The sequence below is a fragment of the Citrobacter sp. T1.2D-1 genome (assembly GCF_950098555.1).
Classification (GTDB): Bacteria; Pseudomonadota; Gammaproteobacteria; order Enterobacterales; family Enterobacteriaceae; genus Citrobacter_A; species Citrobacter_A telavivensis.
The window spans coordinates 202,772-219,919 of the sequence record NZ_CATNHH010000001.1; the positions used below are offsets into that span (position 1 = coordinate 202,772).

At 54.6% G+C, this 17,148-nt stretch carries 16 protein-coding genes; 6 read left to right on the forward strand and 10 right to left on the reverse strand.

Annotation, left to right across the window (positions count from 1 at the left end):
• Nucleotides 1–3: 3 nt before the first annotated feature.
• Both lplT and aas read right to left on the reverse strand, forming a co-directional pair.
• The gene (gene lplT, locus QQZ17_RS00980; protein ID WP_152402354.1) at nucleotides 4–1,200 is read right to left on the reverse strand and encodes a lysophospholipid transporter LplT; all 1,197 of its coding nucleotides are present in this window, start codon (nucleotides 1,198–1,200) and stop codon (nucleotides 4–6) included.
• Nucleotides 1,193–3,352: a bifunctional acyl-ACP--phospholipid O-acyltransferase/long-chain-fatty-acid--ACP ligase gene (gene aas, locus QQZ17_RS00985; RefSeq protein ID WP_152402353.1), complete on the reverse strand. Its 2,160-nt coding sequence runs from the start codon at nucleotides 3,350–3,352 to the stop codon at nucleotides 1,193–1,195. The genes lplT and aas overlap by 8 nt, the downstream gene beginning before the upstream one ends.
• A 590-nt stretch (nucleotides 3,353–3,942) precedes the next feature.
• Here aas and galR point away from each other — a divergent pair.
• Both galR and QQZ17_RS00995 read left to right on the forward strand, forming a co-directional pair.
• Nucleotides 3,943–4,971, forward strand: coding sequence for an HTH-type transcriptional regulator GalR (gene galR / locus QQZ17_RS00990; protein ID WP_152402352.1), 1,029 nt, complete (start codon nucleotides 3,943–3,945; stop codon nucleotides 4,969–4,971).
• A gap of 13 nt (nucleotides 4,972–4,984) precedes the next feature.
• Nucleotides 4,985–5,998 carry a LacI family DNA-binding transcriptional regulator gene (locus QQZ17_RS00995; protein ID WP_152406265.1) on the forward strand — a complete coding sequence of 338 codons (1,014 nt, stop codon included), beginning with the start codon at nucleotides 4,985–4,987 and terminating at the stop codon, nucleotides 5,996–5,998.
• A gap of 105 nt (nucleotides 5,999–6,103) precedes the next feature.
• On the opposite strand, the gene lysA is transcribed toward QQZ17_RS00995, so the two are convergent.
• Nucleotides 6,104–7,366, reverse strand: a complete 1,263-nt coding sequence (gene lysA / locus QQZ17_RS01000) for a diaminopimelate decarboxylase (protein ID WP_152402351.1) — start codon at nucleotides 7,364–7,366, stop codon at nucleotides 6,104–6,106.
• A gap of 117 nt (nucleotides 7,367–7,483) precedes the next feature.
• Between lysA and QQZ17_RS01005 the strand changes: the two genes are divergently transcribed.
• Nucleotides 7,484–8,419: a LysR family transcriptional regulator gene (locus QQZ17_RS01005; protein WP_152402350.1), complete on the forward strand. Its 936-nt coding sequence runs from the start codon at nucleotides 7,484–7,486 to the stop codon at nucleotides 8,417–8,419.
• On the opposite strand, the gene QQZ17_RS01010 is transcribed toward QQZ17_RS01005, so the two are convergent.
• Nucleotides 8,406–9,098 (reverse strand): aspartate/glutamate racemase, encoded by a 693-nt coding sequence (locus QQZ17_RS01010; RefSeq protein WP_152402349.1) that lies wholly within the window; start codon nucleotides 9,096–9,098, stop codon nucleotides 8,406–8,408. The genes QQZ17_RS01005 and QQZ17_RS01010 overlap by 14 nt on opposite strands.
• 141 nt (nucleotides 9,099–9,239) lie before the next feature.
• On the opposite strand from QQZ17_RS01010, the gene QQZ17_RS01015 reads away from it, so the two are divergent.
• The gene (locus QQZ17_RS01015) at nucleotides 9,240–9,566 is read left to right on the forward strand and encodes a cupin domain-containing protein (RefSeq protein WP_152402348.1); all 327 of its coding nucleotides are present in this window, start codon (nucleotides 9,240–9,242) and stop codon (nucleotides 9,564–9,566) included.
• Between the two features lie 56 nt (nucleotides 9,567–9,622).
• On the opposite strand, the gene kduD is transcribed toward QQZ17_RS01015, so the two are convergent.
• The 4 genes from kduD to QQZ17_RS01035 form a co-directional block, all read right to left on the reverse strand.
• Nucleotides 9,623–10,384 (reverse strand): 2-dehydro-3-deoxy-D-gluconate 5-dehydrogenase KduD, encoded by a 762-nt coding sequence (kduD, locus tag QQZ17_RS01020; protein WP_042288962.1) that lies wholly within the window; start codon nucleotides 10,382–10,384, stop codon nucleotides 9,623–9,625.
• Between the two features lie 55 nt (nucleotides 10,385–10,439).
• Complete coding sequence (gene kduI, locus QQZ17_RS01025) at nucleotides 10,440–11,276, reverse strand: 5-dehydro-4-deoxy-D-glucuronate isomerase (RefSeq protein ID WP_042288966.1); 837 nt, start codon at nucleotides 11,274–11,276, stop codon at nucleotides 10,440–10,442.
• 412 nt (nucleotides 11,277–11,688) lie between these two features.
• Nucleotides 11,689–12,867: an acetyl-CoA C-acetyltransferase gene (locus QQZ17_RS01030; RefSeq protein ID WP_125369812.1), complete on the reverse strand. Its 1,179-nt coding sequence runs from the start codon at nucleotides 12,865–12,867 to the stop codon at nucleotides 11,689–11,691.
• A 99-nt stretch (nucleotides 12,868–12,966) separates the two neighbouring features.
• A complete protein-coding gene (locus QQZ17_RS01035) occupies nucleotides 12,967–13,854 on the reverse strand; it encodes a LysR family transcriptional regulator (RefSeq protein ID WP_152402347.1) in 888 nt (295 codons plus the stop codon).
• A 101-nt stretch (nucleotides 13,855–13,955) separates the two neighbouring features.
• Between QQZ17_RS01035 and QQZ17_RS01040 the strand changes: the two genes are divergently transcribed.
• Nucleotides 13,956–14,411: a multidrug/biocide efflux PACE transporter gene (locus QQZ17_RS01040; protein ID WP_152402346.1), complete on the forward strand. Its 456-nt coding sequence runs from the start codon at nucleotides 13,956–13,958 to the stop codon at nucleotides 14,409–14,411.
• A 142-nt stretch (nucleotides 14,412–14,553) separates the two neighbouring features.
• Nucleotides 14,554–15,783 carry an amino acid permease gene (locus QQZ17_RS01045; RefSeq protein ID WP_152402345.1) on the forward strand — a complete coding sequence of 410 codons (1,230 nt, stop codon included), beginning with the start codon at nucleotides 14,554–14,556 and terminating at the stop codon, nucleotides 15,781–15,783.
• Between the two features lie 29 nt (nucleotides 15,784–15,812).
• On the opposite strand, the gene QQZ17_RS01050 is transcribed toward QQZ17_RS01045, so the two are convergent.
• Nucleotides 15,813–16,283: a hypothetical protein gene (locus QQZ17_RS01050; RefSeq protein ID WP_152402344.1), complete on the reverse strand. Its 471-nt coding sequence runs from the start codon at nucleotides 16,281–16,283 to the stop codon at nucleotides 15,813–15,815.
• The gene (locus tag QQZ17_RS01055; RefSeq protein WP_152402343.1) at nucleotides 16,270–17,073 is read right to left on the reverse strand and encodes a winged helix-turn-helix domain-containing protein; all 804 of its coding nucleotides are present in this window, start codon (nucleotides 17,071–17,073) and stop codon (nucleotides 16,270–16,272) included. Before QQZ17_RS01055 ends, QQZ17_RS01050 begins: the two co-directional genes overlap by 14 nt.
• Between the last annotated feature and the right edge of the window lie 75 nt (nucleotides 17,074–17,148).

Here is a 17,148-nt window from a genome sequence, read left to right on the forward strand (position 1 = left end):
TGATTACGCCTGACGGCGCTGCCAGATCCACAGCGCCGCAATGGCCAGTGCGAACAGACCGCCAAAACCGATACCCACGGCAATGACCGGGATCCCTACCCATACCGCCAGCGAGTAGAGCCCCAGCATCAACAGCATCGCACTGTTCTCACCGAGGTTCTGTACCGCAATCGCATTACCCGCGCCGACACTCTTCTTACCGCGCTCCTGCAACAGCGCATTCAGTGGTACCACAAAGAAGCCGCCCAGCACACCAATCAGCATCAGCAGCGCATAGGCAGGCAGCAGCGCGTGTTGCAGAGAAAAAATCAGCACGACGACGCCAATCAGGATCCCCGCAGGCATGCAACGCACCACCGTATCCAGCGTCACCAGTCTGGCAGCGGCACCCGCCCCGACCACAATACCGACCGCGACCATCGCGTTAAGATAGGTTGGCGTGGCGTTATCGGTAATGCCTAACGCCACCGGCACCCACAGCACCAGCAGGAAACGTAGCGTCACTCCCGCGCCCCAGAACAGACTGGTGCCCACCAGCGAGAAACGTGTTTCGCCGTTGCGCCACAGTGAAACACAGGCGCAGAAGAAACTGCGGGTCATTTTTGCCAGATGCCAGGACTGCCCAGGACGCGCGGCGGCCAGTTTGGGAATAGAGAGGTTTGCCACCACGGCTCCGGCGTAGGCCAGCGCACAGGCAACCAGTGCGGCAATGACATGCCAGTCGGCCAGCACCCCACCGGCCACCGAGCCAAGCAGGATCGCCGCAATGGTGGATGCTTCCATCAGACCGTTGGCTTTCACCAGCTTATCGCCGGTGGTCAGTTCACCCAGAATGCCGTATTTGGCCGGTGAGTAAGCCGCCGCGCCAACGCCCACCAGCGTATAGCCGAGAAACGGATTGAAGCCAAAGCAGATGCTTGCCGCCCCCAGCAGTTTAAGGCCGTTGGCGAACATCATCACCCGACCTTTGGCAAAGCTGTCAGCGACCTGCCCCACAAATGGCGCAAACAGGATGTAAGCGCCCACAAACACCATTTGCAGAATCGGCTGACTCCAGTCCGGATAGAACTGTTCCTTCAGCAGCGCCAGCGTGGCAAACAGCAGGGCGTTATCGCCAAACGCCGAGAGAAACTGCGCCGCGATAACCGACATCATCCCTTTCGACCAGACAGAGGTATTGGTATGTACTGACTCAGGCATTTTGTTTTTCCGGATTATCAACCCAGCTTTTCAGCGTAACGAAATCCGGCTTACCGCTGCCGAGTAACGGGAGTTGTTTCAGGTAACGGATATCGCGCGGCACCGCCAGTTCAGGGATGCCGTGCGCGCGGGCGTACTGCTGTAAAACGTCACGCGTCAGTTCGCTGTCGGTGGTAAAGAGCACCAGCGCTTCGCCTTTGCTGGCATCACTCTTGATAGCCGTTGCATGCATTTTCTCCGGCGATATACCAAGCGCCAGTTGCTCCAACATCTCCAGCGAGACCATCTCACCGGCAATTTTCGCAAAGCGCTTGGCACGTCCCTGAATCTGCACGAATCCCTGTTCATCAAAGCGCACGATATCTCCGGTGTCATACCAGCCGCGCTCCAGTTCTCCCGCAGCGTTTTCCGCCACCGGCACTTCCAACACGCCCGGTTTTTCCACGCGCAGGTAACCGTTCATGATGTTTGGTCCTTTCAGTTGCAAACGTCCTCCCTCTTCAATGCCGGGGATCGCCAGCAGGCGCGCGTCCATGCCGGGCAGGATCCGCCCTACGGTTCCAGGCTTCGCTGCCATCGGGACGTTAATCGAGACTACAGGCGCACATTCCGTCACGCCGTAACCTTCGAGAATGCGCAGACCAAACTTGTCCTGCCAGAGCTGTTTTGTACTCTCCTGGAGTTTCTCCGCTCCCGCCACCACATAGCGCAGGCGATAGAAATCATACGGATTGGCAAAGCGCGCATAGTTCCCAAGAAACGTGGAGGTGCCGAACAGCACCGTGCAGTTCCGGTCGTAAACCAGTTCCGGCACAATGCGATAATGCAGCGGACTGGGATAGAGGAACACTTCAGCGCCGGTGAGCAGCGGCGTAAACAGCCCCACCGTCAGGCCGAAGGAGTGAAACAGCGGCAGCGCCGACATAAAGCGGTCATTGGCAGTGAAGTCAGCAATGGTTTTGATCTGCTCGACGTTAGCCAGCAGGCTCTTGTGGCTATGCACCACGCCCTTTGGATGGCCTTCAGAGCCAGAGGTAAAAAGGATCACCGCCGCCTCTTCCGGCTGCTGTTTGACCTGCGCCCGATGCGGCATCAGCAGGTGCGCAAAGATCCACAGCTTGTCTGCGGTGGTCACATCAGCTTTGAGATCTTCCAGATAGACCCAGCGAACCTGCGTCAGTTGCTCCGGCAAGTGCCAGAGTTTGCCTTTATCCAGGAACTGACGGGAGGTAAAAATGGTTTTGATTTCCGCGGCGGTGATGGCGCTGGTCAGCCCTTTGACGCCCGCCGTGTAGTTCATCATTGCCGGGATACGACGGCGAGACACCGCGCCGAAAATCACCGCCGCGCTGATGGCGGCATTCGGCAGCATCAGGCCAATTTTTTCGCCCTCTGCGCTGTATTTTTCCAGAATACGCCCGACAAACAGCGTCTTAGTAAGCAACTGTCGGTAGCTGTCCGGCTTGAAGTTGATGTCTTCGATACAGTGCTTGCTCGCGCCATAGCGGTACTTCGCTGCCAGGAGCGATTCATACAGCGTTTCGCGCGGGCGCACCGCCATTCGCGCTTCCATCATTTTTTGATGCAGCATTTCGCCAGCAATTTTACGACGATCGCGCGCGCGCGGCGCGTCTGGCATAGGCAGACGAGTTGGCGGCAAAACATGCAGATGGATCTGCGGGAAGAAGCGACGTTTCACCAGCCCTTTCAGGCGGCTAAAATGGGTGAGCTCTGCCCCTTCAATCCGTACCGGCACCAGCGTCGCGCCGGATTTCGCGGCGACAAATCCGGCACCGTCGTAGATTTTCATTAGCGAGCCGCTCACCGATATGCGTCCTTCCGGGAAAATCACTACCGGACGACCCTGCTCGATCAGGCGAACCAGATGTTTAATCGCCATCGGCTTCGTCGGGTCGAGCGGCACAAAATCAATCAGCGAGGTTAACCAGCGCATGTACCACTGCTGGCTAATTGAGGTGTAGACCGCGAACACCGGGCGTACCGGCAGAAACAACGCCAGCAGAATACCGTCGATAAAAGAAACGTGGTTAGGGGTGATTACGACGCGCTCTCCCTGTAACGCCTGCATATCCCCCGTCACGCGTACCCGGTAGAGCACACGGCACAGGTTACGGAAAAAGCCAAATAACATTTCAACTCCCTTTGCGCACGATTCGGTAAAATAATGGTGGCAGATTACACGAACAAGGCAACAGGAGCGACAGTAAAGTCGGGGCGAAAAAAAACCTGCGCATCCGCGCAGGTTGGTGCAAGAGACAGAGTACGAAGAGCGTACCGAATAATCTCACCAATCAATACCTCTGGGATCTTGATTGTGGTCGGTACGTGACCGCTTCGCCAGCGAGAAAACGCAAAGGAATGAAGGGAAATGCAACCAGTTGTGTAAATTATCGCTTACTGTTACAGATTGCGGAAATCGCAAAAAAAAACCTGCGCAACTGGCGCAGGTTGGTGTAATTCGTGTGCTCAACCCGAAAGTTGACTTCACCTATCAATACCTCTGGGATCTCAACTTTATCAAGCCGCCAGGAAACGTCGCCAGCGAACAATCGCAACAGCCCTTCGCAAAGTGTAACTAATGGTTTGCATCTTTCGATTTTTGTCTTAATTCCGAGGGTGTTGCTCACATTTGCCGCGTCGTAACAGGCAATCTGCTTGAACCAGCAGACGTTTTCCGTAACACTGACAGAATGTAAGCGTTTACCCACAATAGGTACTGTCATGGCGACCATAAAGGATGTAGCCCGACTGGCTGGTGTATCAGTCGCCACCGTTTCCCGCGTCATCAACCATTCCCCCAAAGCCAGCGAGGCGTCACGCCTGGCGGTAACCAGTGCGATGGAGTCGCTCAGCTACCATCCCAACGCCAACGCGCGCGCGCTGGCGCAGCAGTCCACCGAGACCATAGGCCTGGTGGTTGGTGATGTTTCCGACCCTTTTTTCGGCGCGATGGTGAAAGCCGTGGAGCAGGTCTCCTATAACACTGGGAATTTTTTACTGATTGGCAACGGCTACCATAATGAACAAAAAGAGCGCCAGGCGATCGAGCAACTCATTCGTCACCGCTGCGCAGCGCTCGTCGTTCACGCCAAGATGATCCCGGATGCCGATCTGGCGTCATTAATGAAGCAAATGCCCGGCATGGTGCTGATCAACCGGATCCTGCCCGGTTTCGAACAACGCTGTGTGGCGCTGGATGACCGCTACGGCGCCTGGCTGGCGACCCGTCATCTGATCCAACAGGGCCACACCCGCATTGGCTATCTCTGCTCGAATCATTCTATTTCGGATGCGGAAGATCGCCTCAAAGGCTATTACGATGCCCTTGAAGAGAGCCATCTCCCGGTTAACGATCGCCTTGTGACGTTTGGCGAGCCGGATGAGAGCGGCGGGGAGCAGGCGATGACCGAACTGCTGGGTCGGGGCAGAAACTTCACTGCAGTAGCCTGTTATAACGACTCCATGGCCGCAGGCGCAATGGGCGTGCTGAATGATAACGGCGTGGACGTCCCGGCGGAAATTTCGCTTATCGGCTTTGATGATGTGCTGGTTTCGCGTTACGTTCGCCCGCGGCTGACCACCGTGCGTTATCCCATCGTGACGATGGCGACGCAGGCCGCAGAACTGGCGCTCGCGCTGGCGGAAAAACGTCCGCTGCCGGATGTCACCCATGTCTTCAGCCCTACGCTGGTCCGTCGCCATTCCGTGACGACGCCAGTGGAGTCGGGCAATGCGTCATCAAACGAGTAATCAGGAACGCGTCATGATAACAATGCTGGATGTTTCCCGTCGTGCCGGTGTCTCGAAAGCCACCGTTTCTCGCGTGCTGAACGGCACCGGTCAGGTTAAAGAGAGTACACGTCAGAAAGTGTTTAAGGCGATGCAGGCGCTGGACTATCGCCCAAACTTTCTGGCCCGATCGCTGGCGAACCGGACCAGCAACAGCATTGGACTGGTCGTATCGACCTTTGATGGCTTCTACTTTGGCCGCCTGCTACAGCAGGCCTCGCGGCAGACTGAATCTCATGGCAAGCAGTTGATTGTCACCGATGGTCACGATACACCAGAGCGCGAACAGGAAGCGGTGCAGATGCTGGCCGACCGGCAGTGTGACGCCATCATTCTCTACACCCGTTATATGAGCGAAAAGGCGATCCTGGCGCTGGCGGATTCGATTACGATGCCGTTGATTATCATCAACCGCGACGTCAGCCTCGCCCGTGAACGCGCCATCTTTTTTGAACAGGAAGATGCGGCATTTCAGGCGGTGGATTACCTGATTTCTCAGGGACACCGCGAGATTGCCTGTATTACCGTGCCGGGACACACGCCGACCGGGAAGTCGCGTCTGATGGGCTACCGTAAGGCGCTGGAGAAAAATGGCATCGCCTGGGATCCGGCGAAGGTGAAGTATGGCGATTCCAGCATGACGCGCGGCTATGACGCCTGTAACGAACTGCTGCGGGAAGGGGTAACGTTCAGCGCCCTGTTCGCCTGTAACGACGATATGGCGCTGGGCGCATCGAAAGCCCTGCACCAGGCCGGGCTTAACATTCCGCAGGATGTGTCGCTGTTTGGGTTTGACGATGCGCCGAGTGCGAAATGGCTTGAGCCAGGACTGTCGACGGTTTATCTCCCCATCGACACGATGATCACCACCGCCATTGACCAGGCAATTCGCATGGTCAATGGTGAAGAGGTTGAACCGATCCCGCCCTTTACCGGCACGCTGGTCCTGCGCGACTCGGTGACCACCGGGCCGTATTTTAACATATAAATCGTAATGTTATCTGCGCGACGCAATGCCTGATGGCACTTCGCTTATCAGGCCTACAAACGACGGTAACTCCGCAGGCCGGATAAGCCGCTGCCCGACAAGAAATTAAAACACTTCCAGCGCTAACAGTTCTTCAATGGTCTGGCGACGGCGAATCAGTCGCGCCTGACCGTTGTCAAATAACACTTCCGGCAACAGCGGACGGCTGTTGTAGTTCGACGACATCGACGCACCGTATGCGCCGGTATCATGCAGCACCAGATAATCTCCCGGTGCCACGACCGGCAGCGCACGCGTCTCCACCTTGCCTCCCTCCTGCTGGGTAAAGACGTCGCCCGATTCACACAGTGGTCCTGCGACGACCGTATCGACCCGCGGTGCCTTCTCCAGCGAGCGGCCATCCGCCGCCAGCGCGGTAATATGGTGATAACTGCCGTACATCGCCGGGCGCATCAGATCGTTAAAACCCGCATCCACCAGCACGAAATGACGACTGCCCATCTGCTTCACGCTGCGTACCTGGGTAACCAGTACGCCTGACTGAGCGACGAGAAAACGTCCAGGCTCAATTTCCAGCTTCACGTGATGTCCCAGATGACGGGCGATCTGCTCGCGCGCGGCGTTCCACAGGCCAAAGTAATGCCGGGTGTCCACCGCCTCTTCGTCATCGTGATAAGGAATCGACAGGCCGCCACCGGCGGAAATGGCCTCCAGATCCTGACCAAAATCAACCACCTGACTCACCATCGCGCCACACACCTGCTCCAGATGTTCATAGTCAACGCCTGAACCAATGTGCATGTGAATACCGACCAGTTTCAACTGATGGCGCTGCATCACCGCCAGCGCCTGCGGCAAATCGGTATGCCAGATGCCATGTTTACTGTTTTCGCCACCGGTATTGGTTTTCTGGCTGTGACCATGACCAAAACCAGGATTAACGCGCAGCCAGACACGATGGCCCGGCGAAACCTGTCCAAGCTGATCGAGCATATCGACAGAGCCGGCATTGACCGGAATGCGCAATTCGCTGACGCGGGCCAGCGTGGCGCTATCAATCACATCGGCGGTAAAAACGATGTCATCCGGGTGCGCTTGCGGATCGTATCCCGCCGCCAGCGCACGCTCGATTTCGCCTAATGACACAGAGTCCACTTTGACGCCCTGCTCACGCATTAAACGCAGAATATGAATATTGGAGCAGGCTTTCTGCGCGAAGCGCACCACATCAAACTGCTGCAACGCCGCAATCTGGCGACGAACGATCTGTGCGTCGTAAACCCAGACCGGACAGCCAAATTCAGCCGGCAACCTGAGCAGGTTTTCCGCAGTGAGATCGGTATCGGTGCAATACAGTGAATGAGGCATAACGGACTCCGGACATGACGTTTTTTATCATTACGCCACAGTACGAAGAGAATAAAAAATATCGTTTTATATCGACTCTATGCAAAAATGATATGGGTTGAATCAAACGAGGTGACTATGGCTGCCGTTAACTTACGTCATATTGAAATTTTTCATGCGGTCATGACCGCCGGAAACCTGACTGAAGCCGCGCGACTGCTGCATACGTCACAGCCCACCGTCAGTCGCGAACTGGCACGATTTGAAAAAGTGCTGGGATTAACGCTGTTTGAACGCACACGCGGTCGCCTGCATCCGACGGTCCAGGGGTTACGTCTGTTTGAAGAGGTTCAGCGATCCTGGTACGGGCTGGATCGAATTGTCAGCGCGGCGGAAAGCCTGCGGGAGTTTCGCCAGGGAGAGTTGTCGATTGTCTGTCTGCCGGTCTTTTCGCAGTCGCTGCTGCCTGCGTTGATTCAGCCGTTTCTCGCCCGCTACCCGGACGTCAGCCTGAACATCGTGCCTCAGGAGTCACCGCTGCTGGAAGAGTGGCTTTCCGCCCAGCGTCACGATCTGGGGTTAACAGAGACGCTGCATACGCCTGCCGGAACGCAACGTACGGAACTCTTCTCGCTCGATGAAGTCTGCGTGCTGCCGCCGGGGCATCCGTTGGCGGAAAAGCCGGTATTAACGCCGCAGGATTTTCAGGGGGAGAACTACATCAGCCTGTCGCGCACGGACAGTTACCGGAAGCTGCTGGACGCGCTGTTTAATGAGCACGACGTTAAACGGCGAATGGTCGTGGAGACCCACAGCGCGGCGTCAGTGTGCGCAATGGTGCGCGCCGGCGTTGGTCTTTCAGTCGTAAACCCGTTCACCGCGCTGGATTATGCGGCGAGCGGCGTGGTCGTGCGCCGTTTCAGTATTTCCGTGCCGTTTACCGTCAGCCTGGTTCGTCCGGTCCACCGTCCCGCTTCCGCACTGGTCGAGGCCTTCAGCGATCATCTGCAAACCCGCCATCACCTTCTGGTGACGGCGCTGGAGCAGATCCTCGGACCGGTTACGACAGCATAAACGTCACGGCGTCTGCGGCATGGATCGCGGCGGTGTCGAACACGGGAATTGGACTGCGCTCTACCGGTACCAACAGGCCAATCTCGGTGCAGCCAAAAATGACGCCCTCTGCACCCTGCGCCGCGAGGTCTTCAATCACCTCGACATAGTACTGGCGCGAGGTCTCGGTAAAGTGTCCCAGGCAAAGCTCATCAAAGATAATCTGGTTGATCTTCGCCCGAGCCTGCGCATCTGGCACCAGGCTCTCAATAGCAAACTGCTGTTCCAGACGACCGCGATAAAAATCCTGCTCCATGGTGTAACGCGTACCCAGCAGTGCAACCCGGCGCATTCCCTGCGAGGAGATGACGCGACCGGTTGCATCGGCAATATGTAGAAAAGGCAGCGAGCAGCGCGATTCAATGGCTTCCGCCACTTTGTGCATCGTGTTGGTACATAAGACGATCCCTTCCGCCCCCGCCTGCTGCAGCCCGATCGCGGCTTGCGCAAGTATCTCTCCGGCTTTGTCCCACTCACCGCGACTCTGACACGCTTCGATCTCATGGAAGTCAACGCTGTGCAGCAGCAGGCTCGCAGAATGAAGCCCACCCAGTTGCTGTTTGATCCCTTCATTAATTAACCGGTAGTACGGGATCGTCGATTCCCAACTCATGCCGCCTAACAAGCCGATCGTCTTCATTACCTGCTCCTTCATCAGTGATTTACAGCAGTGAAGCAAACTTGTGATCAAGTTTCCAGTTCATTCGATCTGCCGTTTTCTTTATCGCGTGCCTGAGTTAGCTTGAATGAAACATTGTTTCAAACACTAACAGGATCCCGCATGTTTGTTTTCCATAACGAGACGACGCTTGAAGATCTGGGCAATGGCGTCACCCGCCGCATCCTCGCGCATAATGGCAACATGATGGCCGTTGAGGTGAATTTCGAACAAGGGGCGATCGGCCCGCTGCATCATCATCCTCATGAACAACTGACCTATGTCTTATCCGGTGAATTTGAATTTACCATCGGTGACGAGAAGCAGGTGGTACGCGCAGGGGATACGTTATATAAGCAACCGGATATTGTGCACGGCTGTGTCTGCCTGAAACCGGGAACCCTGCTGGATACTTTTACACCGGTTCGCGAGGATTTTCTCAACGCCTGATTTCATCAATAAAAAACCCTGCGCGATGGCAGGGTTTTTCGATAAACGGGGGCGAATTAACGTGCCAGCCAGCCACCGTCAACAGCCACGGTGTAGCCGTTGATGTAATCCGATGCGCTGGATGCCAGGAACACCACCGGTCCCATCAGATCGCTCGGCAGACCCCAACGGCCAGCCGGGATGCGGTCGAGGATTTCAGCGCTACGCTGTTCATCGGCACGCAGCTGCTGGGTATTGTTGGTTGCCATGTAACCCGGTGCGATCGCGTTGACGTTGATATTGTGCTTCGCCCATTCGTTCGCCATCAGACGGGTTACCCCCATTACGCCGCTTTTGGAAGCCGTGTAAGACGGGACGCGGATACCGCCCTGGAAGGAGAGCATGGAAGCGATATTGATGATTTTGCCGCCGTTACCCTGCGCGATGAAATGTTTTGCCGCCGCCTGAGACATAAAGAACACGCTCTTGATGTTCAGGTTCATCACGTCATCCCAGTCTTTTTCGCTGAAATTGATCGCATCTTCACGGCGGATCAGGCCAGCGTTGTTAACCAGAATATCGATATGACCAAACTCAGCAACCGCACGCTCCAGCAGCGCCGGGATCCCGTCGATCTGACGCAGGTCTGCGGTCAGGCTCAAAAAGCGACGGCCCAGTGCGGTCACTCGCTCGATGGTTTCGGTCGGTTCAACGATGTTAATCCCGACGATATCGCAGCCGGCTTCCGCCAGACCGAGCGCCATGCCCTGGCCCAGACCCGTATCACAACCGGTCACGACAGCGACTTTACCTTCGAGAGAGAATGCATTCAAAATCATTGTAAATCCTTAGTTTTTCATACCTGTCACGGACAGGCGTTATGAGCGCCCGCGACTAGCGCAGATCTTTCACCGCAACGTGGTCCATGTCATCAAAGACCTGGTTTTCACCGACCATGCCCCAAATGAAGGTATAGGCTTTGGTGCCCACCCCGGAGTGGATCGACCAGCTTGGCGAAATGACCGCCTGTTCATTGTGCATAACGATATGACGCGTTTCCTGAGGCTGCCCCATCATATGGAAGACACAAGTGTCTTCTTCCATATTGAAATAGAAGTACACTTCCATGCGGCGTTCATGGGTGTGGCACGGCATAGTGTTCCACAGGTTGCCCGGTGCCAGTTCGGTAAGGCCCATGCTCAGTTGGCAGGTCTCCAGCACATCCGGCACGAAATATTTATTGATGGTGCGACGGTTGCTGGTGAGATTGTCGCCTAACGTCACGGGCGCAACATCGGCAGGCGTCACTTTTTTGGTTGGGTAGGTGGTATGAGCCGGCGCGCAGTTGTAGTAGAACTTGGCTGGCGTCGCGCTATCCACGCTGGCGAAGACCACTTCTTTTGCCCCTTTGCCGACATACAGCGCGTCGCGGTGGCCGATTTCATAGCACTGACCGTCGACGGTGATGGTGCCTGCGCCGCCGATGTTGATCACACCCAGTTCACGACGTTCCAGGAAATAGGTCACGCCGAGTTGTTTACCGACTTCGCCGCCGACGGAGACCGTTTTTGCCACCGGCATAATGCCGCCGACGATGATGCGGTCAATGTGGCTGTAAACCATTGTGTATTCGTCAGCCACGAACACTTTCTCAACCAAAAACTCCTTGCGTAGCCCCTGGGTATCCAGTGTTTTGGCGTGCGCGCTGTGAATACTTTGTCTTACGTCCACATTTACCTCCAGTGATGTACTGAGCGGGAATTCCTCGACGGAGAGCGAAACGCTGTTCCGTTTTACGTTATGCGCCCATGATAGTCCTCCAGGAACCCGTTTTCAATTACAAATAAAACATCGTTTCACTTTTTCTGCATCTTATTGTCAAAAGTGTAATTCCGATCACGATCGATTCATTCCATGATTAAGCGCAGGGGTAAAATCGTATAGTAAAACAAAGAAATAGGATTTAACCCCGAGTCTGCGACACCCACGCTCCCAGGCAAACCGCTGTATGTTCATTCGCTTAGTTCATCTGTCTGATGCTAATAATGAAGGGAATACAAAACAAAACGCAGTAATGCCGTCACGATTTCTCGCACGGCATAACGGGTATAAAGGGAATGTAGAGGGAGAGAAAAAAGGGGAGTTAATCGCGTTCGATGGCTAATGCTACGCCTTGCCCACCGCCAATGCACAGCGTCGCCAGACCTTTGCGGGCATTGCGTTTGACCATTTCGTGAACCAGAGAAACCAGAATACGACAGCCGGAAGCGCCAATCGGATGTCCAAGGGCAATCGCGCCGCCATTGACGTTCACCCGGCGCTCGTCCCACTCCAGCATTTTGCCCACGGAAAGCGCCTGGGCGGCAAACGCCTCATTCGCTTCAATGAGATCCACATCGGCCAGCTGCCAGCCGACCCGCTCCAGACAGCGGCGAGTAGCATACACGGGGGCAATGCCCATCAGAGCAGGATCTACGCCGACGCTGGCAAAAGCGCGGATGCGGGCCAGCACGGGCAAATCCAGCTCCTGCGCTTTGGACTCGCTCATCATCATCACCGCCGCTGCGCCATCATTAATCGAAGAAGCATTGCCGGCGGTCACCGATCCTGACAGTTCGAAGGCCGGATCCAGCCGCGCCAGACCTTCTGCGCTGGCATCGGTTCGCGGCTGCTCGTCAGTATCAACCATCACGGTTTGCCCATTACGCTGGGTGGCAACCGGAACAATTTCCGCTTTAAAGCGACCGGCATCGATGGCCGCTCGCGCCTTTTGCTGCGAACTGAGGGCATACGCATCCTGCAGTTCCCGGCTGATGCCGTATTCACGCGCCAGATTCTCGGCAGTCACGCCCATGTGGTAATCATTGAAGGCATCCCACAGGCCATCGTGCACCAGGCTGTCGACCAGTTGGCTGTTGCCCAACTGCGCGCCGGTCCGGCTGTCGGTGAGGACATGCGGCGCACGGCTCATGTTCTCTTGCCCACCCGCAATCACAATGTCCGCTTCGCCACACTGGATCGCCTGCGTGGCAAGATGCAGCGCTTTAAGCCCTGAGCCACAAACGTCGTTGATGGTGATAGCAGAAACGGTATTCGGTAATCCCCCTTTGATTGCTGACTGACGCGCCGGGTTTTGTCCCGCCCCCGCCGTCAGCACCTGCCCGAGGATCACTTCATCAACGGCATGCGCCTTCACGCCGCTGGCTTCAATCAACGCTTTGACCACCATACTGCCCAATTCCACGGCAGAATGACGTGCCAGCGTCCCCTGAAAACAACCAATTGGCGTACGCAACGCCCCGACTATCACCACCTCTTTCATTACGACCTCAGCGCAAAATAACACCGCAATAGTAGAGGATTGTTAAAAATAGTTATCTTGATTGTTTAAGAAAAGTGAGTTTTATCACAAAGGAAATCGTTATAACGCCCCGCGGCCTGGGACACTGCCTTGCTGTAAATGGTATCTAAGCCAGTTCCCCGCCGCGCCGGGCGGTGATTTTTTGTTCCAGAGCAGATCGATAGCAATCGCTTTGGGCCATCCCGGAACATCGAGTTGCATCAGTGGTTTTTCCGCCGCAAATTCCTCCACCAACGCACAGGGGAGCGCGCACCAGCCAAAACCCTGTACTGCCATACTCAACAACAGCAAATAGTTCGGCGCGGACCACACCGGACCACGGGCAAGCGGAGCGCCACGATCGATGTAGGTGTTAAGGCGCAACTCACGCCAGACGTGCAGTTGATCCCATTGCAGTTTCTTCTCTTTCGCCAGGGGATGGGAAGCGGCAACGTAGAGCCCCATCCACGTTTGCATTGGCAAGCGCGTCGCACCGATATCCGTGGGATAGTGGTCCCTGGCTTCAATCAAACCGACCTGCGCCCGCTCTTTTTGCAACAGATCGATGACGTCCACATCCTCACCAATCAAACATTCAAACTCGGTATGCGGAAACTGGCGATCAAACTGCACCATCAGTTCCTCCAGCACATCGGGGTGCAGGGTATCGGAGAGCACAAACGTCAGCCGCGCTTCGGTTTCTCCGGCCAGCGAAAGCGCTACCTCATCGAGACGCTCGCTGGCCGAGAGAATCGCCTGAACGTAGACGAGCACTTTCTTTCCTTCTTCCGTCAGCACCGGCTGACGCGAGGAACGGTCAAAAAGTTGAACGCCAAGATCGGCTTCAAGATGGGCAATCGCCGTGCTAATGGTGGACTGACTTTTACGCAGTCTGCGTGCTGCAGCCGAGAAAGACCCACAGGAAACGGTCTCGACAAATGCGGTTAAAGCTTCAGGTGAGTAACGCATAAACTATCTACTTTATCGATGGATACTATCTTTTAGATATCATATAAAGCGATAAAATACCCTCTATTCCGTTATCCGGGCGTTTTTAATAAAGGTAAGTTATGCAACACAATGCGGTTCAACGTCGTTCGTTACTGGAGCGTGTCTTCCACGCCGTATGTTTTGAAGGGATTGCCACGGCGATCCTGGCACCGACCACGGCCTGGTTAATGCAGCGATCGGTGCTGGAAATGGGCGGACTGACGATCCTGCTGGCGACCACGGCGATGATCTGGAACATCATCTACAACGCGCTGTTTGACCGTTTCTGGCCTTCACATCTGGTGAAGCGAACGGCGAAAGTGCGTGCATTTCACGCGCTGGGGTTTGAAAGCGGCTTTATCGTCATTGGCGTGAGTATCGTGGCGTACGTGCTGAACGTTAGCCTGATACAGGCCTTTACGCTGGAGATTGGCTTCTTCCTGTTCTTCCTGCCCTACACCATGTTCTACAACTGGGCTTACGACACGTTACGCGTACGCGTTATGAAGCGTCGCGAACAGCGCGTGACTGCCTGATAATTCTCACATTTGCCGGAATCACCTGGGTTCCGGCAAGGCCCGTTGCCACCCCTTCTCCCGTTCAGTCCTCACGCCCGCCCGCTCATTTATGGTAAATTGCGCTTCTTTTTGTTTATTTTATAGTTGATACGTTCAAGAAATGTCGAAAATTTGGTCAAAAGAAGAGACGCTCTGGAGCTTTGCGTTATATGGGACTGCCGTTGGCGCAGGAACCCTGTTTCTCCCCATCCAGCTTGGCTCCGCGGGCGCGATGGTATTGTTTGTCACCGCCCTGGTCGCCTGGCCTCTCACATACTGGCCGCACAGAGCCTTATGTCAGTTCATTCTCTCGTCTAAAACCTCCGCAGGAGAAGGGATCACCGGCGCGGTGACACATTATTATGGTAAGAAGATCGGCAGCCTCATCACCGCGCTGTACTTTGTTGCCTTTTTTGTTGTGGTTCTGATTTATGCCGTCGCCATAACCAACTCCCTGACAGAGCAGTTAGCCCGGTATCTTGAGATTAGCCTGGGCATCCGCATGGGCGTCAGCCTCGGTGTGGTGTTAACCCTGAACCTGATTTTTCTGATGGGCCGCCATGCGACCATTCGGGTGATGGGATTTTTGGTGTTCCCGCTGATCGCTTACTTCTTATTTCTCTCGCTGTATCTGACCGGCAGTTGGCAACCCTCGTTACTCACCGGACAAATGGCGTTCGATCAGCACACCCTGCGTCAGGTCTGGATATCGATTCCGGTGATGGTTTTTGCTTTTAGCCATACGCCTATTATCTCCACGTTTGCCATCGACAGACGTGAGAAATATGGCGAGCTGGCCATGGGTAAATGCAAAAAAATCATGAAGGTAGCCTATCTGATTATCTGCTTAAGCGTGCTGTTCTTCGTCTTTAGCTGCCTGTTATCGATTCCGCCGTCGTATATCGAAGCCGCCAAAAATGAGGGCGTCACTATCCTTTCGGCCTTATCCATGATGCCTGCCGCCCCGGCGTGGCTCTCTGTTTCGGGTATCATCGTCGCCGTGGTGGCAATGTCGAAATCCTTTCTCGGCACCTACTTTGGCGTTATCGAAGGGGCAACCGAGGTGGTCAAAACCGGTCTGCAACAGGTTGGTGTGAAGAAAAGCCGGGCCTTTAACCGCGCCCTGTCCATCATGCTGGTGTCAGCTATCACCTTTATTGTCTGCTGCATCAACCCGAATGCCATCTCGATGATTTACGCCATCAGCGGACCGCTCATCGCCATGATTTTGTTCATTATGCCGACCCTGTCGACATACCTGATCCCGGCGTTAAAACCGTACCGTTCTCCTGGTAATCTGATCACCCTGATTGTCGGCCTGCTCTGCGTGTCCGTGATGTTTCTCGGCTAATGCTGGAGTAAACGGCTCGTCCGGGCCGTTTACTCAATACTGCGACACAGCAGCGAAGGGGCGCCTACCGTCGTAAAGACCCACCCTTCCCGATAACGTTTAATCAATAGCGAGAAAGAAGCGCGCTCGGAGAGATAGAGCGAGGGCAGTGACCGGTATCCTTTTTTCGCCTCTAAATTATCACTCGGAAACCGCACGAGGTTATTGCTGCTAATAACATAGTTGTCCCGCACCTTGTAATAAGTGAAATAGATAATCCGGCTAATTTTATAATTATCAGCTTCCGGCGTATGCAAATCGCCGGTGATTGTGACTATCCCCTGGTTATTCTGCATCTGGTAGGCGACGTCTCCCCGGAACTCCTCATTATTAATTTCCCATACCACGCGACCCTGGCAATCAATCCCACTTTTGCCTTTATGTGAATACCAATAACCTGCGCCTGCCAATATCACTACTACAACCAGTGAAATGAATACTACTATTTTAATTTTTATCATTAATCGAGTACCACGTCGTACATTTGGTCTGAGGGTTTTCCCTTATATCTAACTGACAGGCGACTGCCGCAATATTTTTCGCGCTGTTCATTCCCGAGAGATACACATATTTATGGTTCTGACAGATATCCGGGTGTCTTGTCAGGAATGTTGCATAGCGAGTATTTAGCGTACTATTGCCTTTCAGTAACAGGGTACAGGATGAAAAGGAGGTGGTATCAACAATAGCATAGGAAGAAAACAGCGATTCTGCCGTCGGATATAACAAACCAAAAGAAAGGCCGACACCGATCAGCAATACCGACAGTAAAACGGCACCCACCATTAGCGTTTCCCTTGAAGGCCGCATTTTGAGCGGAGGTGCCGTCAGCGCGGGTGATGTTGGCTCCTCCCCGGTAACGCTCTCTCCCGCATTATCAACCGATTCCATCTCCGTACGTTGAATTTCCGCGGTCATCATCATACCGCGCCGGGCAACGGTTTTAATCAGATCGCGCGGCAACCCGACTTCAGTTAACGCATTTCTGAGCGTGAGCACCGTCTGATATAACGTATTGACGGAGGTGATAGTGTTTTTATCCCCCCAGCCCACCTCTACGAGCTGGGTTTGTGGAATAACAACCCCACAATTTGTGAGGAGATATAAAAGAATGAAACTCGCAGGGTTTTGAAGAATGACCGTTTTTTGCGTATTTTTATTTGTCAGCGTTCTGTCACCCGGGTGAAAGTCAACCAGGTTATTAATTGTATATAATGTTGTGTGCGTGTACTTCTCAAACACGGTGTGCATTCTCGCATTTACTTGATGAATGACATGCTACAAAAATCTTATACAGAGATCACCAAATATATAATAGATATGTCA